General features: G+C 61.8%; 25 protein-coding genes. 10 read left to right on the top strand and 15 right to left on the bottom strand.

Annotation, left to right across the window (positions count from 1 at the left end):
• Position 1 precedes the first annotated feature (1 nt).
• From pilV to NF616_RS07670, 5 genes are read left to right on the top strand one after another with little or no spacing between them, the layout of a single operon-like run.
• Entirely contained in the window at positions 2–562 is a 561-nt protein-coding gene (gene pilV, locus NF616_RS07690; RefSeq protein ID WP_286674968.1) for a type IV pilus modification protein PilV, read from the top strand.
• A complete protein-coding gene (locus NF616_RS07685; RefSeq protein ID WP_252272649.1) occupies positions 559–1401 on the top strand; it encodes a PilW family protein in 843 nt (280 codons plus the stop codon). Before pilV ends, NF616_RS07685 begins: the two co-directional genes overlap by 4 nt.
• Positions 1398–2042 (top strand): PilX N-terminal domain-containing pilus assembly protein, encoded by a 645-nt coding sequence (locus NF616_RS07680; RefSeq protein WP_252272648.1) that lies wholly within the window; start codon positions 1398–1400, stop codon positions 2040–2042. The genes NF616_RS07685 and NF616_RS07680 overlap by 4 nt, the downstream gene beginning before the upstream one ends.
• Positions 2043–2052: 10 nt before the next feature.
• Complete coding sequence (locus tag NF616_RS07675) at positions 2053–5727, top strand: pilus assembly protein (RefSeq protein ID WP_252272647.1); 3675 nt, start codon at positions 2053–2055, stop codon at positions 5725–5727.
• Entirely contained in the window at positions 5727–6152 is a 426-nt protein-coding gene (locus tag NF616_RS07670) for a type IV pilin protein (RefSeq protein ID WP_252272646.1), read from the top strand. The genes NF616_RS07675 and NF616_RS07670 overlap by 1 nt, the downstream gene beginning before the upstream one ends.
• A gap of 45 nt (positions 6153–6197) precedes the next feature.
• Here the strand turns inward: NF616_RS07670 and ispH are convergent, their stop codons facing one another.
• The 6 genes from ispH to murJ form a co-directional block, all read right to left on the bottom strand.
• Positions 6198–7142: a 4-hydroxy-3-methylbut-2-enyl diphosphate reductase gene (gene ispH / locus NF616_RS07665; protein WP_252272645.1), complete on the bottom strand. Its 945-nt coding sequence runs from the start codon at positions 7140–7142 to the stop codon at positions 6198–6200.
• A 64-nt stretch (positions 7143–7206) separates the two neighbouring features.
• Positions 7207–7644: an FKBP-type peptidyl-prolyl cis-trans isomerase gene (gene fkpB, locus NF616_RS07660; RefSeq protein ID WP_252272644.1), complete on the bottom strand. Its 438-nt coding sequence runs from the start codon at positions 7642–7644 to the stop codon at positions 7207–7209.
• Entirely contained in the window at positions 7637–8146 is a 510-nt protein-coding gene (gene lspA / locus NF616_RS07655; RefSeq protein WP_252272643.1) for a signal peptidase II, read from the bottom strand. Before lspA ends, fkpB begins: the two co-directional genes overlap by 8 nt.
• Entirely contained in the window at positions 8139–10970 is a 2832-nt protein-coding gene (gene ileS / locus NF616_RS07650; RefSeq protein ID WP_252272642.1) for an isoleucine--tRNA ligase, read from the bottom strand. The genes lspA and ileS overlap by 8 nt, the downstream gene beginning before the upstream one ends.
• A gap of 14 nt (positions 10971–10984) precedes the next feature.
• Positions 10985–11923: a bifunctional riboflavin kinase/FAD synthetase gene (ribF, locus tag NF616_RS07645; RefSeq protein ID WP_252272641.1), complete on the bottom strand. Its 939-nt coding sequence runs from the start codon at positions 11921–11923 to the stop codon at positions 10985–10987.
• A gap of 73 nt (positions 11924–11996) precedes the next feature.
• The gene (gene murJ / locus NF616_RS07640) at positions 11997–13541 is read right to left on the bottom strand and encodes a murein biosynthesis integral membrane protein MurJ (protein WP_252272640.1); all 1545 of its coding nucleotides are present in this window, start codon (positions 13539–13541) and stop codon (positions 11997–11999) included.
• A 182-nt stretch (positions 13542–13723) separates the two neighbouring features.
• On the opposite strand from murJ, the gene rpsT reads away from it, so the two are divergent.
• Entirely contained in the window at positions 13724–13996 is a 273-nt protein-coding gene (gene rpsT, locus NF616_RS07635; protein ID WP_068829169.1) for a 30S ribosomal protein S20, read from the top strand.
• 102 nt (positions 13997–14098) lie between these two features.
• Here the strand turns inward: rpsT and NF616_RS07630 are convergent, their stop codons facing one another.
• The 5 genes from NF616_RS07630 to rplU form a co-directional block, all read right to left on the bottom strand.
• Positions 14099–14557, bottom strand: a complete 459-nt coding sequence (locus tag NF616_RS07630; protein WP_252272639.1) for a CreA family protein — start codon at positions 14555–14557, stop codon at positions 14099–14101.
• A gap of 10 nt (positions 14558–14567) precedes the next feature.
• On the bottom strand, positions 14568–15686 hold the full coding sequence (gene proB, locus NF616_RS07625) for a glutamate 5-kinase (protein WP_252272638.1): 1119 nt from the start codon (positions 15684–15686) through the stop codon (positions 14568–14570).
• Positions 15687–15751: 65 nt separating this feature from the next.
• Entirely contained in the window at positions 15752–16975 is a 1224-nt protein-coding gene (cgtA, locus tag NF616_RS07620; protein ID WP_252272637.1) for an Obg family GTPase CgtA, read from the bottom strand.
• A gap of 107 nt (positions 16976–17082) precedes the next feature.
• A complete protein-coding gene (gene rpmA / locus NF616_RS07615) occupies positions 17083–17340 on the bottom strand; it encodes a 50S ribosomal protein L27 (RefSeq protein ID WP_252272636.1) in 258 nt (85 codons plus the stop codon).
• A 24-nt stretch (positions 17341–17364) separates the two neighbouring features.
• Positions 17365–17676, bottom strand: a complete 312-nt coding sequence (rplU, locus tag NF616_RS07610; protein ID WP_043308929.1) for a 50S ribosomal protein L21 — start codon at positions 17674–17676, stop codon at positions 17365–17367.
• A 305-nt stretch (positions 17677–17981) separates the two neighbouring features.
• Here rplU and NF616_RS07605 point away from each other — a divergent pair, with 305 nt between their 5' ends.
• Together NF616_RS07605 and NF616_RS07600 are read left to right on the top strand one after the other, a co-directional pair.
• Entirely contained in the window at positions 17982–18950 is a 969-nt protein-coding gene (locus tag NF616_RS07605) for a polyprenyl synthetase family protein (protein ID WP_252272635.1), read from the top strand.
• A gap of 128 nt (positions 18951–19078) precedes the next feature.
• A complete protein-coding gene (locus NF616_RS07600) occupies positions 19079–19321 on the top strand; it encodes a PA4570 family protein (protein WP_252272634.1) in 243 nt (80 codons plus the stop codon).
• Between the two features lie 139 nt (positions 19322–19460).
• Here the strand turns inward: NF616_RS07600 and bamJ are convergent, their stop codons facing one another.
• The 4 genes from bamJ to NF616_RS07580 form a co-directional block, all read right to left on the bottom strand.
• The gene (gene bamJ, locus NF616_RS07595; protein WP_252272633.1) at positions 19461–20078 is read right to left on the bottom strand and encodes a BamJ family beta-barrel-assembly machinery protein; all 618 of its coding nucleotides are present in this window, start codon (positions 20076–20078) and stop codon (positions 19461–19463) included.
• 112 nt (positions 20079–20190) lie between these two features.
• On the bottom strand, positions 20191–20685 hold the full coding sequence (locus NF616_RS07590; protein WP_252272632.1) for a TIGR00645 family protein: 495 nt from the start codon (positions 20683–20685) through the stop codon (positions 20191–20193).
• 183 nt (positions 20686–20868) lie between these two features.
• Positions 20869–21210 (bottom strand): PA4575 family protein, encoded by a 342-nt coding sequence (locus NF616_RS07585; protein ID WP_252272631.1) that lies wholly within the window; start codon positions 21208–21210, stop codon positions 20869–20871.
• Between the two features lie 188 nt (positions 21211–21398).
• Positions 21399–23849 carry a Lon protease family protein gene (locus tag NF616_RS07580; protein WP_252272630.1) on the bottom strand — a complete coding sequence of 817 codons (2451 nt, stop codon included), beginning with the start codon at positions 23847–23849 and terminating at the stop codon, positions 21399–21401.
• A 215-nt stretch (positions 23850–24064) separates the two neighbouring features.
• Between NF616_RS07580 and NF616_RS07575 the strand changes: the two genes are divergently transcribed.
• Positions 24065–25285, top strand: coding sequence for an RtcB family protein (locus NF616_RS07575; RefSeq protein WP_252272629.1), 1221 nt, complete (start codon positions 24065–24067; stop codon positions 25283–25285).
• A gap of 8 nt (positions 25286–25293) precedes the next feature.
• Positions 25294–25797, top strand: a complete 504-nt coding sequence (locus tag NF616_RS07570; protein ID WP_252272628.1) for a gluconokinase — start codon at positions 25294–25296, stop codon at positions 25795–25797.
• The last annotated feature ends 12 nt before the right edge of the window (positions 25798–25809 follow it).

Raw genomic sequence — 25809 nt, 5'->3', positions numbered from 1 at the left:
CATGAGACGGATAAATGGCTTCAGCCTAATCGAAATACTTATGGCATTGTTGCTTACCACGATAGGCATACTAGGCATGGTGGCATTACAGGGACGCAGCATTCAGTACACACAAGACTCCGTGCAGCGCAACACCGCAGTTGAACTGAGCAACGATTTGATCGAAATAATTCGCGCCAATCCCAAAGAGCTATTTACAAGCACCCTTCCAAAATCACCAATGAACAGTGGGATGAAAGATAATTCGCTATTCTTCAAGAACAAAAATGAAGAGTTCGAAAACAAGGATGAATGCGTCAGCAACTCCGGAGAAATTCCAAGCACCCCACTTGAATTGCGTGACTGCTGGGCAAAACGTGTTGAGGACCAATTACCAGGCGGCGCAGAACTACTGATCAGCGACATGTATATTTGCCGAAGCGCAGCACCTGGCCAGTGCACGCCAAATCAAGGGTCAATGATGGAGATTAAACTGGCCTGGCGGGTACGTGAAGGTGCTTGTTTAGACGCCGACACACCCAACTCCACCGTATGCACCTATACCGTGCGGGTTCAACCATGACAAATATTCGAGAACAACACGGCATTTCTATGATAGAGCTGCTGATTAGCCTTGCGATCAGCAGTTTTCTAATATTGGGTATAACTCAAGTTTACATCGACAATAAGAGCAACCAAGTTTTCCAAGGCAGCCAAATCGGAAATTTGGAAAATAGCCGATTTTCCGGTTTAGTGCTAAATCAATACTTGGCAAAAGCAGGCTATCGACGCAATCCATCATCGCTCCTAGAAACAGCTTTTCCTAAACGGGAAGCCGGTGATGACTGCCTGGAATTCAAGGCCGGCCATAGCGCTACAGGCCTGGATCCGAATATCGGTTCTGGTTTCTGCATTCGCTACCAGCCACAAGTCAGCGGAGAACTGGACTGTCAAGGTAACGCTAGCACCGTAAATTATGATGAAGCATTTGCCAATGTCAGCCCAGATGATCTGGTCATTCTTGCCTTTAAGTACGAGCCAAACGATACCAAACTTGAAGAGGGCCGCCTGCTTTGCAAAAGCTTGAATGCCACAGCCCCTCAGTACAGTGAGCTAGTCAGAGGCATTGCCGATCTGCGCTTAGAATTTGGCGTTGGAACGGCAGACGCGCTAGACAAAGAAGTGGCTTTCAGCATTGCACAGAGGGACTGGACAGTGAGTTCAGGCACGATTCATAGCATCCGCTATAGTCTGCTTCTCGCCAGCGGGGAAAACATGCGAGATGCCGAGGAGTCCATGATTTTAACCAACTGGCTGTCCAGCGCCTCCGAGACAACTAAATCCCGATTGATGAATGCGGATAAGCATCGTATTTACGAAGTAGCCAGCAGCACGCAAACCCTCAGGAATCTTATGCCATGACACCCGCTAATCATCGTCAAGAAGGCGCAGTTCTACTTGTCGCCTTGGTCATGTTGCTAGTGCTGACATTGCTTGCAGTAGGCAGTATGCGCAATGTGACGCTTGAAACCCGCATTACAGCAAATCGTGCACAGACCACCAAACTAGTGAACATTGCGGATGCCGGCCTCCGCGAGGCCGAGTTCCGCTACTATGGCCCCGGAAATATTGCTGACAAGTTAACAGCCAATGCGGAAAATTGTAGCAGCAGCAACACTCTCAAAACCAACGGCGTTAACAAGCCTTGTTTACTAGCCGTTGTCATTGGAGAACGTCAGAATTTCGTCGAAAAACCATGGGATGTCACTAGCAACGCACTCACTGAGGCATCCCAAGGCGGCCTGATTTGGATGCCCTACCGAGGCACTGAAGCGTCCAATGCCACCCAAGCAAATGACACTTATGACGTCGGATGGAACAGCCTCCTGGCTGGCGAAAGCAATACCGCCGCAGTCAACGCAGAGTATGGAATGACACTCGAAGGTCAAGGCACTTATTTCTACCTCAATAACGGCAAAGCCACGCCCAAGGAAAATATTGCCGGCGCCGGTCTGTACCTCCAGTCAACCCACGCCAATATTTACCTTGGCCTAAATAACTGAGATCGCCGCCATGAACAAAAAACGCGATACGAGCATTAAGACCCTTAGCTTTACTTTGGCGGGTTTCATTTTATTTAGCGCCGCCCAAAGCTACGCGGATGTTTCACAGAGCCCATTGAGCTTAACCATTGGCGTCCCTCCCAACATGGTTCTCACCCTGGACGACTCCGGCAGCATGCGCTGGGCGTTTGCACCCGACGCAATAAATGGCACACACGCAACAAGGCGCGCCAAATCAAGCGCCTTCAACCCTCTCTACTTCAACCCTAACATTACCTATAATGCCCCCATCGTTTTCAATGCAGCCGGCGCAGAACAACAGCTGTCCACCACTTACAACGCAGCGCTCCTAAATGGCTACAAGAGTGTTTATGGGAATATTGATCTTCGCAGCAACTACCGATTTACTTGGAGCTATGACCTACTGAGTGGCCAAGCGACGTCATATGGCTATAGCAGCACTTCAAATCGTCTAGGCGAAAACCCATCGTCAGACTTCACAGCAAGCATAACAAGAAACAATAATGGCACATCCACGACTACAAACGCTGGAATTACGTTCTCTATTACACGGACAGGATCTAACAGCTGCACAGCAACCGCGAGCATTTCCGGAACCACTATAACTGCAGGGTGTAGTCGCACCGCGACAAACACCTATACCGCCTCTCTGACTCAGCGCGGGGTTCCAGCGTATTACTATCTTTTTGATGCAAGCCTACAAAGTAACTGCGACAGAGCCAACGATAACTGTTACCGATTAGTATTTGTTAAAAGCGACCAGCAGCAGAATTTTGCCAATTGGTATTCCTTTTACAGAAATCGTGCACTCGCCACTATCTCTGCAGCCGCATTGGCTTTTTATGATTTATCCTCGTCAGTCCGCCTTAGCTGGCAAGGCCTCGGGAACTGCACCACACTTAATGGTGGCCCCACAAGCGACTGTGAAAACAATGCTTTCAGAGAATATTCCCCCTCACACAAAGGCCAACTTTATACTTGGCTGCAAAATATAAATTTCGACCAGAGCACTTATCTTCCCGCTGCTATGAAACGAGCGGGTGAATTTTACAGTACCTCCACGCCTTGGCAGAAATCTCCAAATAGCGTAGGCAACACCACCCAAAACACATACTCCTGCCGCGCTAGCTACCATATTATGATGACTGATGGACAATGGAACGCCACTACTTCCATGCCAAGCAATTTGCGCCACGATGCAGCCAATATCACACTCCCAGATGGTCGCAGCTACAGCCAACGGCGCCCATACTATGACTCACAAGCAGAAACGCTTGCAGACCTTGCGATGCATTACTGGGCTACTGACTTAAACCCCAGCCTATCCAATCGAGTCCCCGCATACACTCCTTTCAAAAGTGGCGACACGACCAATGACTTTTGGGATCCTCGTAACGACCCCGCAACTTGGCAGCACATGACCAATTTCGTCATGGGTTTGGGTTTGACCGAATCATTGAATAACTCCAATGTACCATGGGCCGGCAGCACGTTTACCGGTAACGGCTACGCTAATTTAGTTTCGGGTTCTGCTAGCTGGCCTGCAGCGTCAAGTGGCAGCGACAACAACGTCTACGACCTATGGCATTCGGCCATTAACTCCCGCGGCGAGTTCTTCAGCGTAGATAGCCCAGATGCTATGGTGCAGGCATTTGACGATATCCTTAAACGTATTGCGGATCGAAAATCTACCGCGGCGCGCCCTGCCATCAACTCCGGCCAAGTGAGTACCGACATCAACGATAACGGCATCGTTAAAACTGTTTCCTATCAAACTTCGTATGCTAGTGATGACAATTGGTCTGGCGACGTAAAACGCTTCGAGAAAGCATGGAACGCTCAAAGCAAATCGTTTGAAACCTCTCAGATCTGGAGCGCGTCGGCTAACGTTCCAAATTGGAGCACACGCAATATTAAGATCGCAGGAAATAACAGTAACGGCTTGGTTGATTTCTCATGGGCCAACGCTGGATCTTCCGCCACAGTAGGCACTCTCGCCTATTGGCTCAATCGTGATCCGGTTAATAGCAATGCAATAGATGGTCGAGCGCAACAACGCTTGCAGTATCTCCGCGGAGATCGCAGTAATGAGGGAAATATTTTCCGTCAACGCACAGGAGTTCTGGGCGATTTTTACTCATCCACACCGGCAGTAGTGCTCGGTGCCCGCTATTTGGTCAACACTGCCAATATCTTAGAAAACACCAATACCTACACAGCTTTCGCTAACACGGCAGCCCAACGTACCCCACGCGTTTATGTGGGTGGAAATGATGGCATGCTGCACGGCTTCAACGCCTTGACAGGTGTGGAAGAGTTTGCATTCATCCCGAGCGCTGTCTTTAGCAAATTAAATAAACTTACGGGCAGCAATTACAGTCATGAATTTTACGTTGAAGGAAGCCCGGTAGTTGCAGATGTGTTTGACGGCACGTCATGGCGCACCATTTTGGTAGGCACACTCAAGGCAGGTGGAAAATCTATATTTGCACTAGATGTAACCACACCCGGCAATGAGAAGCTGCTTTGGGAGTTCGACGACTCGGATTTGCCAACCGACGCCGCTGTAAAGATGGGTTACAGCTTCTCGCAGCCGACTATCGCCCGTCTTCATAATGGTAAATGGGGCGTTGTCTTTGGAAATGGATACGACAGTGCCGGCAGCACCAATGGCAAAGCCGCGCTCTTCCTAGTAGACGCTGTGCAGGGCACTCTGTTGAAGAGCCTCGAGACTCAAGGTACCGTGGGTATCGCCAATGGGCTTTCGACACCAAAACTCGGTGACTTCAATGCGGATGGAGTTGCCGACTACGGCTATGCGGGTGATCTACAAGGAAACATCTGGCGCTTCGACCTGCTGCGTAACGGCCGCAGCGACGATAATCCATTTACCCGTGTAGACGACGGCACTTCCGCGATCAATGAATTTGAAGTTTCCTATGGAGGCGATCCTCTATTTAGCGCGACCTTCAATAACACACCACAACCTATAACCTCAGCCCCTAGCTTAGTTCTACACCCAACCGGTTCGGGTTACCTAGTTGTATTCGGTACAGGTAAATTCTTTGAAACTGCCGACAAGGAAGGAAACAAGAACATAGCTCAGACAGTTTATGGCATCTGGGACAAGAGAACATTGGGGGAAAACTCCGGCGATCCGGCTGTCAATCGGAGTAGCCTGCAGCAACAGTCCATCAGCCAACAGACTACGGTTAGCGCAGAAGATGGATCCACCCGGCAGGGCCGGATCATCAGTAACAACTCCATCGATTGGACCACACAGAACGGCTGGTATCTTAATTTGGTGCAAGAGGACGGAGAGATGGTTGTAGAAAATCTGTCGCAGCTCGGCCGGACTATATTTTTCCAGTCACTGGTGCCCAATGATGACCCTTGCGGAGATGGCGCTTCGAACTGGACGTATGCGATCAATCCTTTCACAGGGGGCAGGACTCCACGAAACTCTTTTGATTACACGCCAACCAGTACTAACGGCCCTGATATTTCAGCTATTCGCCAAGATGGTGAGGGAGGCGGCACCACTTCGCAAAATCCCGACAGTTCCTTCCAGTACTGCACAGGTCAGGAATGCGTTGACATTTACCCGGATCCATCTAGCCTCGGACGCCAAAGCTGGCGACGTGTGGAGAACGAGGATTACTAATGAACAAGAGTCTTTCACGCCACAGCGGCTTCACCTTAATTGAGCTAATGATTGTTTTGGTAGTTCTAGGGATTCTTGCCTCCTTAGCGTTCCCAAGCTACAGCGAATACGTTAAGCGAGGCCACCGCTCCGAAGGGCAAGCCTTTCTCAACGACGCCTCTGCACGCCAAGAACGCTACTTCGCCCAGAACAATACTTACATCACAAGTACGGCCGATATCGACAAGCTAGGGTTGAAGAATGGGAGACTTTCAGAAACAGGGAAGTACCAGCTGTCGCTGAGCAGAATCGACGGTGACGGGGGTTACACTCTCACCGCAATGGAGCAGTTTAGCGACACGAAGTGCGGAGATTTGATATTGAACGCACTGGGAGTCAAGGGCCGTAGCGGTAACGACATGAGTGTTGAGGACTGCTGGCGATAGCCGTGTGAGGCAGAGCTCCAGCTCCCATTGGGGGAGCTGGAGTAATTAGATGGCTTTAATGCGAAGCTCTTTTGGCATAGAAAACGTGATGTTTTCCGGCCTCCCATCCAACTCTGCCGCTCCACTTGCCCCCCAGGCGCGAAGCTGTTCGACCACTCCCAGAACCAGAACCTCTGGTGCAGACGCGCCAGCCGTTATGCCGATCCGCTGCCCTTCAGCGAACCACTCCGACCGCAGATCCTCCGCTCCATCGATCAAATAGGCCGGCGTTCCCATCCGCTCCGCCAACTCGCGTAGCCGGTTGGAGTTGGAGCTGTTGGGGCTGCCTACCACCAACACCACATCGCACTCCGCCGCCAGCTGCTTCACCGCATCTTGGCGGTTCTGGGTGGCGTAGCAGATGTCGTCCTTGCGCGGCCCGCCGATGGCGGGGAATTTGGCGCGCAGGGCGTCGATGACCTTGCTGGTGTCGTCCATCGACAGGGTGGTCTGGGTGACGAAGGCCAGATTCTGCGGGTCGCGCACCTGCAGAGCTGCGACATCCTCTTCGTCCTCCACTAGGTAGATGGCGCCGCCATTGCTGGCGTCGTACTGCCCCATGGTGCCTTCCACTTCCGGGTGGCCTTCGTGACCGATGAGGATGCATTCGCGGCCGTCGCGGCTGTAGCGGGCCACCTCCATGTGCACCTTGGTCACCAGCGGGCAGGTAGCGTCGAACACCTTGAGACCACGGCGGTCGGCCTCTTTGCGCACGGCCTGAGAGACGCCGTGAGCGCTGAAGATGACGATGGTGTTGTCCGGCACCTGGTCCAGCTCTTCGACGAACACCGCGCCGCGGGCGCGCAGATCCTCGACCACGAACTTGTTGTGTACCACTTCGTGGCGCACGTAGATCGGCGCGCCGAACACTTCCAGGGCGCGGTTGACGATCTCGATGGCGCGGTCGACGCCGGCGCAGAAGCCGCGGGGGTTGGCGAGTTTGATTTGCATGCTGGGTATCTCGGCGCGCGAAGGGGGCGAAGGGGAGAGTGTACGCCTCTCCCTGTGAAGCAGATCAGGCCGGACGGACCTCGATGATCTCCACATCGAAGCTCAGGATCTTACCGGCCAGGGGATGATTGAAGTCGATGGTCACCTGCTGCTCGTCAAAGGCTTTGACCACCCCCGGCAGCTCCGTATTGGCGGCATCGTTGAAGATGATCAGCAGGCCCTCGGACAGCTCCATGTCCTGGAACTGGCTACGCGGCATCACCTGCACGTTCTGCGGGTTGGGCTGACCGAAGGCATGCTCCGGCTCGATCTGCAGGCTGCGCTTGTCGCCGGCCTTGAAGCCGTAGAGCGCGGCTTCGAAGCCCGGCAGCAGGTTGCCGTCGCCCACCTTGAAGGTGGCCGGCTGCTTGTCGAAGGTGCTGTCGACAACATCGCCGTTTTCCAGCTTGAGGGCGAAATGCAGGGTGACTTCCTTGTCCGGCCCGATACGTTGCTCAGTCATGCGCGGGTTCTCCGGACTTCTTGCTCTTGAACATGTCCAGCGCCAGCATCACGGCGCCGACGGTAATGCCGCTGTCGGCCAGGTTGAAGGCCGGGAAGCGGTACTGGTCCTGCCAGTGCACCAGGATGAAATCGACCACATGGCCGAGCACGACACGGTCGTAGAGGTTGCCCAGCGCACCGCCCAGAACCAGCGCGAGGGCGATGGCCAGCCAGGTTTCGTCATGCTTGAGGCGCTTCATCCACACCACCAGCACGGCACTGACACCGATGGCGATGGCGGCGAACAGCCAGCGCTGCCAGCCGGACTCACCGGCCAGGAAGCTGAAGGCGGCGCCACGGTTGTACACGTGGACCCAGTCGAAGTAGCCATCGATGACCGTGACGCGCTGGCCGTACTCCAGCACCTGCAGCACGATCTGCTTGCTGCCCTGGTCGAGAACGAACACCAGCACGGCCAGCCACAGCCAGGCCAGGCGACCGAAACGCGAGGCGTCAGACATGCTTGCGCACCTCACCCTCGCCTTCGATGTTGCTGATGCAGCGGCCGCACAGCTCGGGATGGTTGGCATGGCTGCCGACGTCCGCCACGAAGTTCCAGCAGCGACCGCACTTGGCGTGGGCCGACTTGACGATCTTCAGCTTGAGGCCCGGTACCTCGGTGGCTACCGCGTCGGCCGGCGCAGCGGCCAGCGGCGCGACGGTCGCGGCGGAGGTGATCAGGGCGAAGCGCAGCTCGTCTTCGAGCTTGGCCAGGGACTGTTGCAGCGCATCGTCGCCGTACAGGGTGACCTCGGCCTGCAGGTTGCCGCCGATGGCCTTGCTGTTGCGCAGATTCTCCAGCTCCTTGTTCACCGCGGCGCGAACGGCAGTGAGCTGCTCCCAGTAGGCACGGTCCAGTTCGAAGCCTTCCGGCAGGCGGTCGAGGCCTTCGTACCAGGTGTTGAGCATCACCGACTCGTTGCGCTCGCCCGGCAGGAACGACCAGATCTCGTCGGCGGTGAAGGCCAGGATCGGCGCGATCCAGCGCACCAGTGCCTCGGCGATATGGTACTGGGCGCTCTGGCAGGAGCGGCGCGCGGCGCTGTCGGCGCCGGTGGTGTACTGGCGGTCCTTGATCACGTCCAGGTAGAAGCCGCCCAGTTCCTGTACGCAGAAGTTGTGCACCTTGGAGTAGACGTTCCAGAAGCGGTACTCGCCGTAGGCCTCAATGATCTCGGCCTGCAGGCGCGCGGCGGCGTCCACCGCCCAGCGATCGAGGTCGAGCATCTGCTCGGCCGGCAGCAGGTCCTTGGCCGGATCGAAGTCGCCGAGGTTGGCCAGCAGGAAGCGCATGGTGTTGCGGATACGACGGTAGGCGTCGGCACTGCGCTGCAGGATGACCTTGGACACGGCCATCTCGCCGGAATAGTCGGTGGCCGAGACCCACAGGCGCAGGATGTCGGCACCTAGGCTGTCGGTCACTTCCTGCGGCGCGATCACGTTGCCGAGGGACTTGGACATCTTGCGGCCGTTCTCGTCCACGGTGAAACCGTGGGTCAGCAGCGCACGGTAAGGCGCGTGGCCGTCGATGGCGCAGCCGGTCAGCAGCGAGGAATGGAACCAGCCGCGGTGCTGATCGGAGCCCTCCAGATAGAGGTCGGCGCGCGGGCCGGCATCGTGCCCCAGCGGATGCGAGCCGCGCAGGACGTGCCAGTGGGTGGTACCGGAGTCGAACCAGACGTCCAGGGTGTCACTGATCTTGTCGTAGTCGGCCGCCTCGTTGCCGAGCAGCTCGGCGGCGTCGAGCTTGAACCAGGCCTCGATACCCTGCTCCTCGACGCGCTTGGCCACTTCCTCCATCAGCTCGACGGTGCGCGGATGCAGCTCGCCGCTGGCCTTGTGCAGGAAGAACGGGATCGGCACGCCCCAGTTGCGCTGACGCGAGATGCACCAGTCCGGACGACCGGCGATCATGCCGTGCAGCCGTGCCTGGCCCCAGGCCGGTACGAACTGGGTCTGCTCGATGGCGCTCAGGGCGCGCTCGCGCAGGGTGCTGCCGTCGTTGGCCTGCTTGTCCATGCCGACGAACCACTGCGCGGTGGCGCGATAGATCAGCGGAGTCTTGTGGCGCCAGCAGTGCATGTAGCTGTGCTGGATGCTCTCATGCTTGAGCAGCGCGCCGACTTCGCCCAGCTTGGCGACGATGGCCGGATTGGCCTTCCAGATGAACTGGCCACCGAAGAACGGCAGGTCGGTGACATACACACCATTGCTCTGCACCGGGCTGAGGATGTCGTCGTTGTGCATGCCGTGCTGCTTGCAGGTACGGAAGTCGTCCTCGCCGTAGGCGGGTGCGGAGTGCACCACGCCGGTACCGGCGCCGAGCTCGACATATTCGGCCAGGTACACCGGCGAGAAGCGCTCGTACAGCGGGTGACGGAAGCGGATCAGATCCAGCGCGCGGCCTTCGGCGCGAGCGACGATCTCGCCGGTCAGGCCGTAGCGCTGCAGGCAGCTCTCGACCAGCTCTTCGGCCAGCACCAGCAGGCGCTCGCCGGTATCGACCAGGGCGTAATTGAACTCGGGGTGGACGTTCAGCGCCTGGTTGGCCGGAATGGTCCAGGGGGTGGTGGTCCAGATGACGATGGAAGCTGGCTTGCTCAGTTCGCTCAGACCGAAGGCGGCGGCCAGCTTGTCGGCATCCTCGACCTGGAAGGCCACATCGATGGCGTCGGACTTCTTGTCCTGATACTCCACCTCGGCCTCTGCCAGCGCCGAGCCGCAGTCGAAGCACCAGTTGACCGGCTTCAGGCCCTTGAACACGAAGCCCTGCTTGACCATCTCGGCCAGCGCGCGGATCTCGCCGGCCTCGTTGGCGAAGGCCATGGTCTTGTAGGGGTTGTCCCATTCGCCCAGCACGCCGAGGCGAATGAAGTCGGCCTTCTGCCCTTCGATCTGCTCGCCGGCATAGGTGCGGCAGCGTTCGCGGGTCAGGTCGGACGGCTGGTTCTTGCCGAAGGTGGTTTCCACCTTGTGCTCGATCGGCAGGCCATGGCAGTCCCAGCCCGGCACGTAAGGGGCGTCGAAACCGGCCAGGGTCTTGGAGCGGACGATCATGTCCTTGAGGATCTTGTTGACCGCGTGACCGATGTGGATATTGCCGTTCGCGTAGGGCGGGCCGTCATGCAGGACGAACTTCGGCCGGTTCGCGCCGATTTCCCGCAGCTTCTGGTACAGGCCGATGCTGTCCCAGCGCGCCAGGGTCTGCGGCTCGCGCTGCGGCAGGCCGGCTTTCATCGGGAAGGCAGTATCCGGGAGGTTCAGCGTGGCTTTGTAGTCGGTCATCTCAGGCTCTTCGATCAGTCAAGCGGTTGGCCAAGCCAGTAGGCCCGGGCGGCGGCGACATCCGCGTCGATCGCCGTCTTCAGCGCCTCCAGGGAGGCGAAACGCTGCTCGTCGCGCAGCTTGTGGTGGAATTCCACGGTCAGACGCTGGCCATAGAGGTCGCCAGCGAATTCCAGCAGATGCACTTCCAGGTGCGGGCTGCCGTCGCCGGCCACCGTGGGACGCTGGCCGATATTGGCCACGCCGTGAAAACGATGCCCCTGATGCAGCGCACTGACCAGGAACACACCCTGCAGCGGCGCCTTGCGCCGCTTGAGCTGGACGTTGGCGGTCGGCGTGCCGAGCTGGCGCGCCAGCTTCTGCCCGTGCAGCACGCGCCCGCTCAGGGCGTAGGGCCGCCCCAGCAGACGCTCGGCCAGCTCCAGCTCGCCAGCCTGCAACGCCTCGCGCACCCGAGTGCTGCTGATGCGCTCGCCGTCCAGCTCGACGGTCAGCGCCGCCTCGACGCTAAAGCCATGGCGCTCGCCGGCCTCCACCAGGCAGGCGAAGTCGCCGGTGCGGCCGGCACCGAAGCGGAAATCGTCACCGACCTCCAGGTGCTTCACCCGCAGCCCGTCGACCAGCACCTGGCGCACGAACTCGTCGGCGGACAGCTCACGCAGGCGACGGTTGAAGGCCAGGCACAGCACCCGGTCGACGCCCTGGGCGGCGAGCAGCTCGAGCTTCTCGCGCAGGCGGGTCAGGCGCGCCGGCGCGCTGTCCGGGCCGAAGAATTCACGCGGCTGCGGCTCGAAGATGACCACGCAGCTCGGCACGCCCAGCTCGATGGCGCGCTCGCGCAGGCGCGCCAGGATGGCCTGGTGACCACGGTGCACACCATCGAAATTGCCGATGGTGGCAACGCATCCCTGGGTCAGGGGGAGCAGATTGTGGAGGCCTCGAACCAGCTGCATAGCGCGCTTCTTGCTTACAAAGTGGCCGATTATACGCACAGGCAGGCAGCGACGACAGGCAGCGCGTCCGGGCTCAATGCACCGCGCGACGCGAAAAGTCCCGAGGACGGAAACCGAGCAGCAGGAGCATGCCGAAATAGGTTGCCGCGCCGGCCGCTACCAGCGCGCCGAGACGCAACAGGCGCAGCAGCATGCCGCCCTGCTCCCAGGCTGGCATGAAATGCATCATCGCCAGCAGCACCGCCGCCATGGCCACCACGGCGAGTACCAGCTTGACCACGAAGGGAGTCCAGCCCGGCTGGGGCAGATACATCTGTCGGCTGCGCAGCTGCCAGTAGAGCAAGCCGGCATTGAGGCAGGCCGCCAGGCTGATGGCCAGCGCCAGGCCGGCATGCTTCAGATCGAAGACGAAGACGAACAGCGCATTCATCGCCTGGGTCGCCAGCAGGCTGACAATGGCGATGCGCACCGGCGTCTTGATGTTCTGCTGGGCATAGAAACCGGGCGCCAGGATCTTCACCAGGATCAGCGCCAGCAATCCGACCGCATAAGCAACCAGCGCCTGCTGGGTCATCGCCGAGTCATGAGCCGTGAACTTGCCGTATTGGAACAGCGAGACGATCAGCGGCTCGGCGATGATCGCCAGCGCCAGGGTGCAGGGCAGCGCCAGCAGAAAGGAAAGACGCAGCCCCCAGTCGAGCAGTCGCGAGTACTCCTCGCGATCGGCGCTGGCGTAGGTCTTGGCCAGCGCTGGCAGCAGGATGGTGCCCAGCGCGACGCCAAGCACACCGGACGGCAGCTCCATCAGGCGGTCGGCGTAGTACATCCAGGACACCGAGCCGGCGACCAGGAAGGAGGCGAAGATGGTGTTGATGATCAGCGATATTTGCCCCACCGACACACCGAAGATCGCCGGCCCCATCTGCTTCAGCACCCGCCACACGCCTGTGTCGCGAAGGCTCAGGCGCGGCAGCACCAGCATGCCGACCCGCTTCAACGCCGGCAGCTGCCAGAGAAACTGTGCCAGGCCACCGACCAGCACGGCCCAGCCCAGGGCCATGATCGGCGGATCGAAATAGGGCGCCAGCCAGACCGTGAAGATGATCATGCTGACATTCAGCAAAGTCGGCACGAAGGCCGGCACCGAGAAACGGTTCCAGGTGTTGAGCACCGCGCCGACCAGCGACGACAGCGAAATCAGCAGGATGTAGGGAAAGGTCACCCGCAGCAGATCGACGGTCAGGGCAAAGCGTTCCGGTTCGTCGGCGAAGCCCGGCGCGCTGATCCACACGACCCAGGGGGCGGCGAGGATACCGAGCAGGGTCACCAACGCCAGCACCAAGGTCAGCAGGCCGGCGATATAGGCCAGAAAGGTGCGGGTTGCCTCCTCGCCCTGCTGGGTCTTGTATTCGGCCAGAATCGGCACGAAAGCTTGGGAGAAGGCGCCCTCGGCGAAGATGCGCCGCAGCAGGTTGGGCAGCTTGAAGGCGACGACGAAGGCGTCTGACGCCACCCCGGCGCCGAAGATGCGCGCGATCAGGGTGTCGCGGACGAAACCCAACACGCGGGAAACCATGGTCAGGGAGCTGACGGCGGCCAGAGATTTGAGCAGGTTCATGGAGTCTCGGCGTTGCGAAAGGCCGGCGCGGGACGCCGGTCGACGGAGGCGACGAGTGTAACCAGCCGCCGCTGGTCAGGCCAGCACGCCGAGCCACTTGCACACTTGACAGGTGCGTCTCGCATCGGCATGATTCGCGGCCTTATTTGTTTGCTATCCCCTAGTTTTCGAGGAGCTTGACGGTGGCCAATACACCTTCTGCCAAAAAACGCGCCAAACAGGCTGAGAAGCGTCGTAGCCATAACGCCAGCCTGCGCTCCATGGTTCGTACCTACATCAAGAACGTGGTCAAGGCTATCGACGCCAAAGACCTGGAAAAGGCTCAGACCGCCTACACCCTGGCCGTTCCGGTCATCGACCGCATGGCCGACAAGGGCATCATCCACAAGAACAAGGCCGCTCGTCACAAGAGCCGCCTGAACGGTCACATCAAGGCTCTGGCTACCGCCGCCTGATTGATCTGTTCTTGAAAAGACCGGCCTCAGGGCCGGTTTTTTATTGCCCGCGATTTTCGAAAGGGCATGAAAAAGCCGGAGCAAACCCCGGCTTTTTTCGATCTACTGCGCCGACCAGGGCAGGATCGGAATGGCCGTCACCGCGTTCTGCGGACTACCCTCGATCACCCGATCGCTGTACACCAGGTAGACCAGGGTATTGCGCTTCTGGTCGAAGAAGCGCACTACCTGCATGGTCTTGAACACCAGCGACGTGCGCTCCTTGAACACCTCTTCGCCGTCCTTGAACTCACCACTGAAACGAATCGGACCCACCTGGCGACAGGCGATAGATGCCTCGGCACGATCCTCGGCCAAGCCCAGACCACCCTTGACCCCGCCGGTCTTGGCCCGCGACAAGTAGCAGGTCACCCCTTCCACCTTGGGATCATCGAAGGCCTCGACCACGATCTTGTCGTTCGGACCGAGCCACTTGAACACCGTGGAGACCTCGCCGATCTCCTCCGCCTGCGCCATCAGCGGCAGCGCCAGGCACAACATCACTCCCTTGAACAGACGCATCGCGACCCCCTCAGACCAACACCAGATTGTCCCGATGCACCAGCTCCGGCTCGTCGACGTAGCCGAGCAGCTTCTCGATGGCATCGGAGGATTGGCCGACGATCTTCTGCGCCTCCAGGGCACTGTAGTTCGCCAGCCCACGGGCGATCTCGCGACCATCGGGCCCGACACAGACCACCATCTCGCCGCGACGGAAGCTGCCCTGCACTTCTCGCACACCGACCGGCAACAGGCTCTTGCGGTCGGCAGTCAGCGCCTTCACCGCACCGGCATCCAGCACCAGCGTGCCACGGGTTTGCAGATGGCCGGCCAGCCACTGCTTGCGCGCGGCCAGCATGCCGCGCTCGGGTGCCAGTAGCGTGCCGAGGCGCTCGCCCGCCTTGAGACGATCCAGCACCCGCTCGATGCGGCCGCCGACGATCACTGTATGCGCACCGGAACGCGCCGCCAGCCGCGCCGCGCGCAGCTTGGTCTGCATGCCACCGCGCCCCAGCGCACCACCGGTGCCGCCCGCCACCGCATCCAGCGACGGATCGTCGGCGCGCGCCTCGGAAATCAGCTGAGCCTCGGGATTGTGCCGCGGGTCGGCGTCGAACATGCCGTCGCGGTCGGTGAGGATCACCAGCAGATCGGCCTCGACCAAGTTGGCCACCAGGGCAGCCAGGGTGTCGTTGTCGCCGAAACGGATCTCGTCGGTGACCACGGTGTCATTCTCGTTGATCACCGGCACCACGCCGAGATCCACCAAGGTACGCAGGGTGCTGCGGGCATTCAGGTATCGCTTGCGGTCGGACAGGTCGTCATGAGTCAGCAACACCTGAGCGGTGTGGCGACCGAGTTCAGCGAAGCTCGACTCCCAGGCACGCACCAGCCCCATCTGCCCCACCGCGGCAGCGGCCTGCAGTTCGTGGATCGCGCTAGGCCGGGACGACCAGCCGAGGCTGCTCATGCCCGCCGCCACCGCGCCGGACGATACCAGTACCAGCTCCACCCCGGCCTCGCGCAGGGCCACCATCTGCTCGACCCACACCGCCATGGCGGAACGGTCGAGACCACGCCCATCGGCGGTCAGCAATGCGCTGCCGATCTTCACCACCCAGCGCTGCGCGCCGGTCACCTTGTCCCGCATGATGCCCTCTACCCCAGCCAGTCAGCAAAACGCCGCTATAAAGCGGCGCTGCACGATACCTACTCTCAGTCCCTGACGTAAATGATCTCGGGACCGTCTTCGTCATCCTCGAAGTCGTCCCAGTCATCGTCGTCGCCGACATCATCGACACTCTTCAACCCGGCCTTGCGCAGGGCGCGCTTGTCATCCAGCGCCTGCAGACGGGCACGCGCCTCGTCCTCGATGCGCCGATCCAGCTCGGCCAACTCGGCAGCGTAGTCTTCCTCCTCCTCGATACGCACGGCACGCTCATCCATGTAGCGCATGATGGCCTGGCTCAGCGCCTCGGTACCCTCGCGCTCCAGAGCGGAGATGACGAACACCGGCCCCTTCCACTCCAGGCGCTCGACCACTGCGCGCATGCGCTCCTCGCGTTCGTCGTCGAGCAGCTGGTCGGCCTTGTTCAGCACCAGCCAGCGCTCGCGCTCGGCCAGCGCCGGGCTGAATTTCTCCAGCTCGCGAATGATGATCTCGGCCGCCTCGGCCGGATCGCTCTCGTCCAGCGGCGCCATGTCCACCAGATGCAGCAGCAGACGGGTACGCGCCAGGTGCTTGAGGAAGCGGATACCCAGGCCGGCACCTTCGGAGGCACCCTCGATCAGACCCGGAATATCGGCGATGACGAAGCTCTTGTAGCGTCCGACACTGACCACGCCCAGGTTCGGCACCAGGGTGGTGAAGGGGTAGTCGGCAACCTTTGGCTTGGCCGCGGATACCGAGCGGATGAAGGTGCTCTTGCCGGCGTTTGGCAGACCGAGCAGGCCGACGTCGGCCAGGACCTTCAACTCCAGCTTGAGATCGCGCTGCTCGCCCGGCTTGCCCGGCGTGGTCTGGCGTGGCGCACGGTTGGTGCTGGACTTGAAGCGGGTATTGCCCAGACCGTGCCAGCCGCCCTGGGCGACCATGAGGCGCTGACCAGCCCTGGTCAGGTCGCCGATGACCTCCTGGGTCGCGGCATCGATTACCGTAGTCCCGACCGGTACCGGCAGGATAAGATCCTCGCCCTTGGCGCCGGTGCATTCGGTGCTGCCGCCCTTCTCGCCATTCTGCGCGTTGAAGCGACGGGTGTAGCGGTAGTCCACCAGGGTATTGAGGTTTTCGTCGGCCTCGAGGAACACCGAGCCGCCGTCGCCGCCGTCACCGCCGTTGGGGCCACCCTTCTCGATGAACTTCTCACGACGAAAACTCATCATGCCGTTACCGCCGTCGCCGGCTTTTACAAATATCGAAACTTCGTCGACGAATTTCATTAGGGCTGCCTCCCACCGCGACGGCGGGCCAGTGAACTCAGGAATACAGGATACACAGAAACAAAAAAGCCCCGTCGCGAGACAGGGCTTTTTCAGCAAGCGTGGACTTAGGCAGCCACGACGCTCACGTAGCGGCGACCGAAGGCGCCCTTCACTTCGAACTTGACCACGCCGTCGATCTTGGCGAACAGGGTGTGGTCTTTGCCCATGCCAACGCCGTAACCGGCGTGGAACTGGGTGCCGCGCTGACGCACGATGATGTTGCCGGCCTTGATGGCCTGGCTGCCGTACATCTTCACGCCAAGGCGTTTACTTTCTGAGTCGCGGCCGTTACGAGTACTACCGCCAGCTTTTTTGTGTGCCATGAGTCATAGCCTCCTAAAAGGGGATCAGGCCTGGATGCCGGTGATCTTGATTTCAGTGAACCACTGACGGTGGCCCTGACGCTTCATGTGGTGCTTACGACGGCGGAACTTGATGATGGTCACTTTGTCGTGACGGCCCTGGGAGACCACCTCGGCAACGACCTTGGCACCATCAACCACCGGAGCGCCGATTTTCACGTCGTCACCGTTGCCAACCAGCAGAACGCGGTCGAAGGTTACGGATTCGCCAGTGGCGACTTCCAGCTTCTCGACCTTGAGGAATTCACCTTCGGCGACTTTGTACTGCTTGCCACCGGTAACAATTACTGCATACATGGATTTTTCTCCGTAAAACCTGCTCACCCGACTCTTTATAGGAAGAGTTATTGGCCGGCATGGCTGCATGGGGCCGGACTGACACCCGTGCAATTGCGTAAGGCAGGGAGTTGCCCATAGAAGTTTGGGGCCGCGATTGTACGGAAAGCCCCACCCCGAGGCAAGCCCCGCCAGGCCTCGCCTTGACAGCCCCTACCCCGCCACCTAGCATGCCGCGCAGCCCGGTCCGGCCCCGCCCGACCCGCCTTTTCGCCGCCTCCCGCGTCCGGGAATGCCGGCCCCCGTACCAGGAGCTCCCGACACTGATGCAACCCCAGGCCTTCCAAAGCGTGGTCGCGGACGATTTCGCCGCCGTCGACGGCATCATCCGCCAGCAGTTGAAGTCCCATGTGCCCCTGGTGGAGAAGATCGGCGACTACATCATCTCCGCGGGCGGCAAGCGCCTGCGCCCGCTGCTGGTACTGCTCAGCGGCAAGGCCCTGGGCTACCAGGCCGACGACCTGCGCCTGCTGGCCGCCACCATCGAGTTCCTGCACACCGCCACCCTGCTGCACGACGACGTGGTCGACATGTCCGGCATGCGCCGTGGCCGCGCCACCGCCAACGCCCAGTGGGGCAACGCGCCGAGCGTGCTGGTCGGCGACTTCCTCTATTCCCGCTCCTTCGAGATGATGGTCGAGCTCGGCTCCATGCCGGTGATGCGCATCCTCTCGCGCGCCACCCGGGTGATCGCCGAGGGCGAGGTGCTGCAGCTGTCCAAGGTGCGCGACGCCAGCACCACTGAACAGACCTACATGGAGGTCATCCGCGGCAAGACCGCCATGCTGTTCGAGGCCTCGACCCACAGCGCCGCCGCCCTGGCCGGCGCGAGCGAAGCTCAGCACGAGGCGCTGCAGCGCTTCGGCGACCACCTCGGCATCGCCTTCCAGTTGGTCGACGACCTGCTCGATTACCAGGGCGACGCCGCCACGCTGGGCAAGAACGTCGGCGATGACCTGGCCGAGGGCAAGCCGACCCTGCCGCTGATCTACACCATGCGCGAAGGCAGCGCCGATCAGGCCGCCCTAGTGCGTACCGCCATCCAGAAGGGCGGCATCGAAGACCTCGAAAGCATCCGCGCCGCCGTGCAGGCGTCCGGCTCGCTGGACTACACCGCCCGTCTCGCCCGCGAACACGCCGAAAAGGCCATCGCCTGCCTCGAAGCCCTGCCGGACAACACCTACCGCGAAGCGATGATCGAACTCAGCCGCTTCGCCGTCGCCCGCACCCACTGACGTCGAGAAGTCCGCGAAGAGCCCGTCCCTGTGACGGGCTTTTTATTTGTCGACCGAAGGACGATTGGCGCTTGCTATTTAGATAATAGGAATTATTCTCATCTCATTCGCATTCAAGGAGATGAGCCATGACCTATCTGATCGACGCCTGGCTGGATCGCCCCCACCCCTACCTGCGCATCCTCAACCGGGAGACCGGCGAGGTCTGCGCCGTATTGCACGAAGACGCCCTCAGCGAGCTGCGCGAGCAGGGCGATCTCGACCTGCACGACTTCGGCTCCACCGAGCCGGGCGTGCTGAAAGAGCTGGTAAGGGGACTGTTCCTGTTCTGCTACGCCCGGGCACTGAGACCGCACGGCGAGCTGCACTGAGCGACGCGTGAAGAGGGCGACCAATGCCGGTCGCCTCTTCGGCGAGCCCGGGACCAGGACGGCTCCGGGATACGCGGCAAGCGACGAGGCTTGCGCGGGATAGGCTGGACGGACAGGACGACCGCCCGGCCATCGCTTCTTACAGAATGTCGAGCAGTTCCACGTCGAATACCAGCACGCTGTGCGGCGGGATGCTGCCGGCGGCCTGACCACCGTAGGCCAGCTCGCTCGGCACGTGCAGGCGCCACTTGCTGCCGGTGTTCATCAGCTGCAGGGCCTCGACCCAGCCGGCGATCACGCCGCCCACCGGGAATTCGGCCGGCTGACCGCGCTCGTAGGAGCTGTCGAACACGGTGCCGTCGATCAGGGTGCCGTGGTAGTGGGTACGCACGTGGTCGTCGCGGGACGGCTTGGCGCCCTCGCCCGCCACCAGCACTTCGTACTGAAGGCCGGACTCCAGCACGGTCACACCCTCGCGCTTGGCGTTCTCGACCAGGTATTCCCGACCGGCGGCGGCAGCCTTCTCGGCCTTGGCGGCGGCTTCGGCCTGCATCACTTCGCGGATCACCCGGAAGCTGGCGTTCAGCGCCTCGGGCGAAACCTGGCTCGGCTGGCCGTTGAAGGCGTCGCGCAGGCCCGCGACGATGGCCTCCAGGCTGGCGCCGGGCGGCGGGTTGTCACGCAGCTGGTCGCCCAGCTGGCGGCCGATGCCATAGCTCACACGGGTTTCGTCGGTAGACAGGTTGAGTTCGGACATCGCCGTGCTCCAGAGGGGGTCGAAAAAAGGCCGGCCAGACTAGCACAGCCATCCACAAACGAAACCGCCCGGGCGTCTCGCAACGACCGGGCGGCGATACCGCTCGACCGACTCAGTGATCGTGCTTGGTCAGCTTATCCAGATAGCCCATGGCGAAGGCCGAAACCACGAACGCCATGTGGATGATCACGTACCACATCAGGTGATCGGGATTAACGTTCTGCGCATCCATGAAGATTTTCAGCAGGTGAATCGAGGAGATGGCCACGATCGAGGCTGCCACCTTCATCTTCAACGAGCCGGAGTCCATCTTGCCCAGCCAGCTGAGCTTCTCCTTGCCCTCGTCGATATCCAGCTGGGACACGAAGTTCTCGTAGCCTGAGATCATCACCATCACCAGCAGGCCGCCAACCAGCGCCATGTCGATCAGCGACAGGATCACCAGAATCAGATCGGCCTCCGCCATGGCGAAGACGTTCGGCAGGATGTGGAAGATCTCCTGGAAGAACTTCAGCACCAGAGCCAGCAGGCCCAGCGACAGGCCGAAGTAGATGGGAGCCAGCAGCCAGCGCGAGGCGTACATCGCGTTCTCGATAAAGCGTTCCATGGGTCCTCGCCATAAGGGTAAAAACTGGCGGCGAGTATACCCAGCCAGGCATGACGGGCAAGGCGACAAGCGTTGCGGCTTTTTTATCCCCGCTTACTGTGGATAACCTTGTGGGCAGGCGCGGAACGGATGGCCGTACGCCAGGAATCGCACGCACCGGAAACGGATTGGGCAAAAAAGCACTCAGCTCTCCGGCCGGGACTGCCAGCCGCCGAGCTCACGGTGACGCTCGCCATCGAGACGACGCAGTTCCGCCTGCAGATGCAGGCGCCAGATCCTCGGCTCGATGCAAGTCTCGTAGCCTTGCTCGGCGAGACACTCGGCGATCGAATCGAGCACCGATTCGGCCACCAAAGGCCCGTGGAATGGGCCCTGCGCCTTGATCGCCGAAGGTTGCGCACCGGACATGCCGGCCGCGCAGAGCAGCGTCCACAACCCCCGCTGACCGGCCAGTGGACGGATCTCGCACTCGATGCGGGTCGTCAGGCCGAGGCACCGACGGGTGAGACAGAGGCAGCGCGGCATGGCGGCGATCCTCGCAGGGTCTGACCTGCAGCCTACACCCCGGCGCGCCGCTTCGGGAAGGCAAAGTTATCCCCGCGCACTGTGGATAACTCTGTGGAGAGAACGGGGGAAAATCCCCTCCGGCGAGGCCCGTCGTGGGCGCCGCCGGAATGCGCAATGACTGACCAGTTGTCGCCCGACCGTGGGCGTCATTCTGCGGACGGTTTTGCCGCCGGCTTGGCGCGGGTCTTCACTTCCTTGATCTTCGGTTCCTTGTCCTTCTCATCATCCTCCAGACCCAGCTCGGCAATGCCGCGCAGACGCTCCACCACCCGCGCATTGACGCTGCCCTTGGGGAAGTGGCCCTGCTCGTTCGGCGCGCCGGCCGGCTCGCCCAGCAGCAGGCCGAGCGCCTCGTCCACGTGGCGTACCGCGCAGACGTGGAACTGGCCGTTGCGCACGGCCTGCAGCACGCGCTCGTCGAGCATCAGGTTGCTGACGTTGGAATGCGGGACGATCACGCCCTGCTCACCGGTCAGGCCACGCGCCTCGCAGAGGCGGAAGAAGCCTTCGATCTTCTCGTTGACACCACCGACCGCCTGCACCTCGCCGAACTGGTTGATCGAGCCGGTGATGGCGAAGCATTGCTTGAGCGGGGTGCGCGAGAGGGCCGAGATCAGGGTGCAGACCTCGCCCAGCGAGGCGCTGTCGCCGTCGACGTAGCCGTACGACTGCTCCAGCGCGATGCTCGCGGAAATCTCCAGGGGAAACTCCTGGGCGTAGCGGCTGCCGAGGAAGCCGGTGACGATCATAATCCCCTTGGAGTGGATCGACTGGCCCAGGCTGACCTCGCGCTCGATATCGACGATGCCGCTGCCGCCCGGGTAGACGGTGGCGGAAATGCGCGCCGGCACGCCGAAGGCCGAGTCGCCCACCTGCAGCACGGTCAGGCCGTTGCATTTGCCGATGGCCTCGCCGGCCGTGTCGATCAGGATGATGCCGGCCAGCATGTCATCGATGATCCGCGCCGAGACGCGCCCGGTGCGGTCGGACTTGGCCTTGAGCGCGCGCTCGATGTGGCCGACGTCGGTCACCGCATCACCGGCCAGCTGGCGCACGAAATCCGCCTCGCTGACCAGCTGGAACAGATCGCCGATGCGCGCCGACAGTCGGCCCTGGTGTTCGGCCAGGCGCGCGCTGTAGGTCGCCAGGCGCGCCACCGCGGCGGCGCTCAGCGGCGCCATGCCCTCCTCCGAGGTGCGCGTCTTCAGCAGTTGGGCGAACTGTTCGAGGCTGTCCTCGGCGACGGGGATCTCCTCGTCGAAATCGACCAGCACGCGGAACATCTCCTGGAAGTCGGAATCCAGGTCCTGCAGCGTGTAGTAGAGCTGCCGCGAACCGATGATGATCACCTTGAGCTGCAGCGGGATCACCTGCGGGCTCAGCGTCACGGTGGCGATGCGGCCGAAATCGCCCAGTGGCGATTCCATCTTCAGCTGGCGCGAATGCAGCGCGCGCTTGAGCGCGTCCCAGACGAAGGGCTCGCTCAGCAGCTTCTCCGCCTCCACCACCAGATACCCGCCGTTGGCCCGGTGCAGCGCGCCCGGGCGCAGCTGGCGGTAGCTGGTGTAGAGCGCGCCCTGGTCGGTGCTGTATTCGATGCGGCCGAACAGGTTGTCGTAGGTCGGGTGCGGCTCGAACACCACCGGCGCGCCGCCGTCGACGTGATGACCGACCACCAGGCTCGGGCAGTACTGGTCCTCGAGCATCTCGCGACGCTGGGCATCCGGCTTGTCGTCCAGCAGCTGGTCGACCACCGTCTTCAGCAGGTTGACCTGCACCGCCTGCAGGTAGGCGCAGACGCCGGCATTCTCGGCGTACTTTTCCGAGAGCGGCGCGAGCAGCGGCTGCAGGGCCAGGGTGATGGTCTCTTCGTTGAGCTGGCGCAGGCTGTTGCTGCTCTCACGCTTCCACTGCGGCAGGCTGGCCAGCTCCTCGTTGAGGCGCTCCTCCAGCAGGGCGATGTCCTGGTGGAAGCGCTCGCGCTCGACTTCCGGCAGTTGGGCGAAGTCCGCCTCGTCCAGCGCCTTGCCATCGCGCATCGGGGTGAAGGCGATGTTGGCACTGTCGCGGTACAGCGCCACTTCCTTTTCCAGCGCGAGCTTCTCGATCAGGTCGAGGGCCTTGTCGTAGCGCTGGTTGAACACGCGGTCGATGGCGCTCTTCTTCTGCTGGAAGGTCGGCGTCTCGAAGACCGCCGGGAACGTGGCCAGCAGGTTGTCGATCAGGTGGCCGATGTCGGCGACGAACTCGGCCGCGGTGCCGGGCGGCAGTTCCAGCGCGCGGGGCTCGCGCGGCTCGTCGAAATGGTTGACGTAGACCCGGTCCACCGGCGTGGCCTGGCGCTTGGCCTCCGCCTTGAGGTAGCGCTGCACGAAGGAGAAGCGCCCGGTACCCGGCTCGCCCATGACGTACACGTTGTAGCCCGGACGCGGCATGGCCACGCCGAACTGCAGCGCCTCGACGGCGCGCTCCTGACCGAGCACGCCGCGGAATGGCTCGAGATCGTCGGTGGTGGTGAAGTTGAACTGGTCGGGGGCGCAGGGACGGGTCAGGGCATCGGGCGCCAGGCGCAGGCTGGCAGCAAAGGATTCAGGCATCGGAAGTCCTTGTCGAAGCGGCGGGCCGCAAGATGGGACCATTCTGGCGCCGCCCTTGCGCCGCTGGCAAGGCGCCGTCCGCCCCGGCGCCGCAAAGCGGCAGAGCGATTCGGGGATCGAAGCCGGGCATGGCCGGTCCTCTGTAAAGGACCATCAGGCGGCTGCAATGCCCGGCGCCCAGGCGCACACTTGGGGCATCCGCAACGAGGCAAACGATGCACGATTCCACCGCACAACTGCTGGAAGTCGCCGGCGGCAAGCCGATCAAGCTCTGGACCCGCGGCGTTCCGGTGGAAGAGGCTGCGCGCCAGCAGCTGATCAACACGGCCAGGCTGCCGTTCATCTTCAAGCACCTGGCGGTGATGCCGGACGTGCACCTGGGCAAGGGCTCGACCATCGGCAGCGTGATCCCCACGGTCGGCGCCGTGATACCGGCCGCGGTGGGCGTGGACATCGGCTGCGGCATGATCGCCGCGCGCACCTCGCTGAGCGCCGCCGACCTGCCGGACAACCTGCACGGCCTGCGCAGCGCCATCGAGCGGGCCGTGCCCCACGGCAAGACCTTCGGCCGTCGCGACCAGGGCGCCTGGAGCGATGTGCCGGCCCAGGCAGACCAGGCCTGGAAGGCCCTGGCCGGGCGCTTCCGCGCCATCACCCAGAAATACCCGCGCCTGGAGAAGACCAACAACCGCAGCCACCTCGGCACCCTGGGCACCGGCAACCACTTCATCGAGGTCTGCCTGGACGAGGCCGACCGCGTCTGGTTCATGCTGCACAGCGGCTCGCGCGGGGTCGGCAATGCCATCGGCAGCCTGTTCATCGAACTGGCCCAGGCCGACATGCGCCGGCACCTGGCCAATCTGCCCGACCGCGACCTGGCCTATTTCGAGGAAGGCAGCCAGCACTTCGCCGACTACGTGGAGGCGGTGGAATGGGCCCAGGACTACGCCCGGCAGAATCGCGCGCTGATGATGCAGACGGTTATCGAGGCCGCCCGCACGGTGATCCGCAAGCCGTTCGAGGCCCAGCTGGAGGCGGTCAACTGTCACCACAACTATGTGCAGCGCGAGCGCCACTTCGGTCGCGAGGTGCTGGTCACCCGCAAGGGCGCGGTGTCGGCGCAGAAGGGCCAGCTCGGCATCATCCCCGGCTCCATGGGCGCGCGCAGCTTCATCGTCCGCGGCCTGGGCAACGAGGAGGCGTTTTGCTCCTGCAGCCACGGCGCCGGCCGGGTGATGAGCCGCAGCCAGGCGAAGAAGCAGTTCTCCGTGCAGGACCAGGCGCGCGCCACGGCCCACGTCGAGTGCCGCAAGGACGCCGAAGTGGTCGACGAGATCCCCATGGCCTACAAGGACATCGACGCGGTGATGGCGGCCCAGCGCGACCTGGTGGAGGTGGTGCACACGCTGCGCCAGGTGGTATGCGTCAAGGGTTGAGCGCGCACATGACGCTGATCGTCATGGGCCCCGCCGGCAGCGGCAAGAGCACCGTCGGCGGCGCCCTGGCGCGACGCCTGGGCTGGTACTTCGTCGACGCCGACGACCTGCACACGGCCGACGCCAGAGCCAGAATGGCCGCCGGCCTGGCGCTCACCGATGCCGAACGCCTCCCGTGGCTGCAGGCGGTTCGCCGGGCCATCGTGGCGCATCGAGAACGAGGCCGGCCACTGGTCTGCGCCTGCTCGGCGCTGACCCGCGACTACCGCCGGCTGCTCGCCGACCACGAGCAGGCCGTCCGCTTCGTTTACCTCGACGGTCCGGAGCAACTGCTGGCGGCGCGCCTGGCCCGGCGCAGCGAGCATTTCTTCGCGCCGCGACTGCTGCACAGCCAGCTGGAGCTGCTGGAGCCGCCGACGCCTGACGAGGCGCTGATCGTCGACATCCACGCTCCGCCGCTGGAGCTGGTCGACCAGATTATCGAACTCCTGGCCATGAAAAAGGGGCCCTGAGGCCCCTTCTCT

Source organism: Pseudomonas subflava (assembly GCF_023823685.1).
In the GTDB taxonomy this organism is placed as follows: Bacteria; Pseudomonadota; Gammaproteobacteria; order Pseudomonadales; family Pseudomonadaceae; genus Aquipseudomonas; species Aquipseudomonas subflava.
The sequence above is the reverse complement of the archived record's forward strand: the minus strand, read 5'-3'. Positions and strand labels throughout refer to the sequence as shown.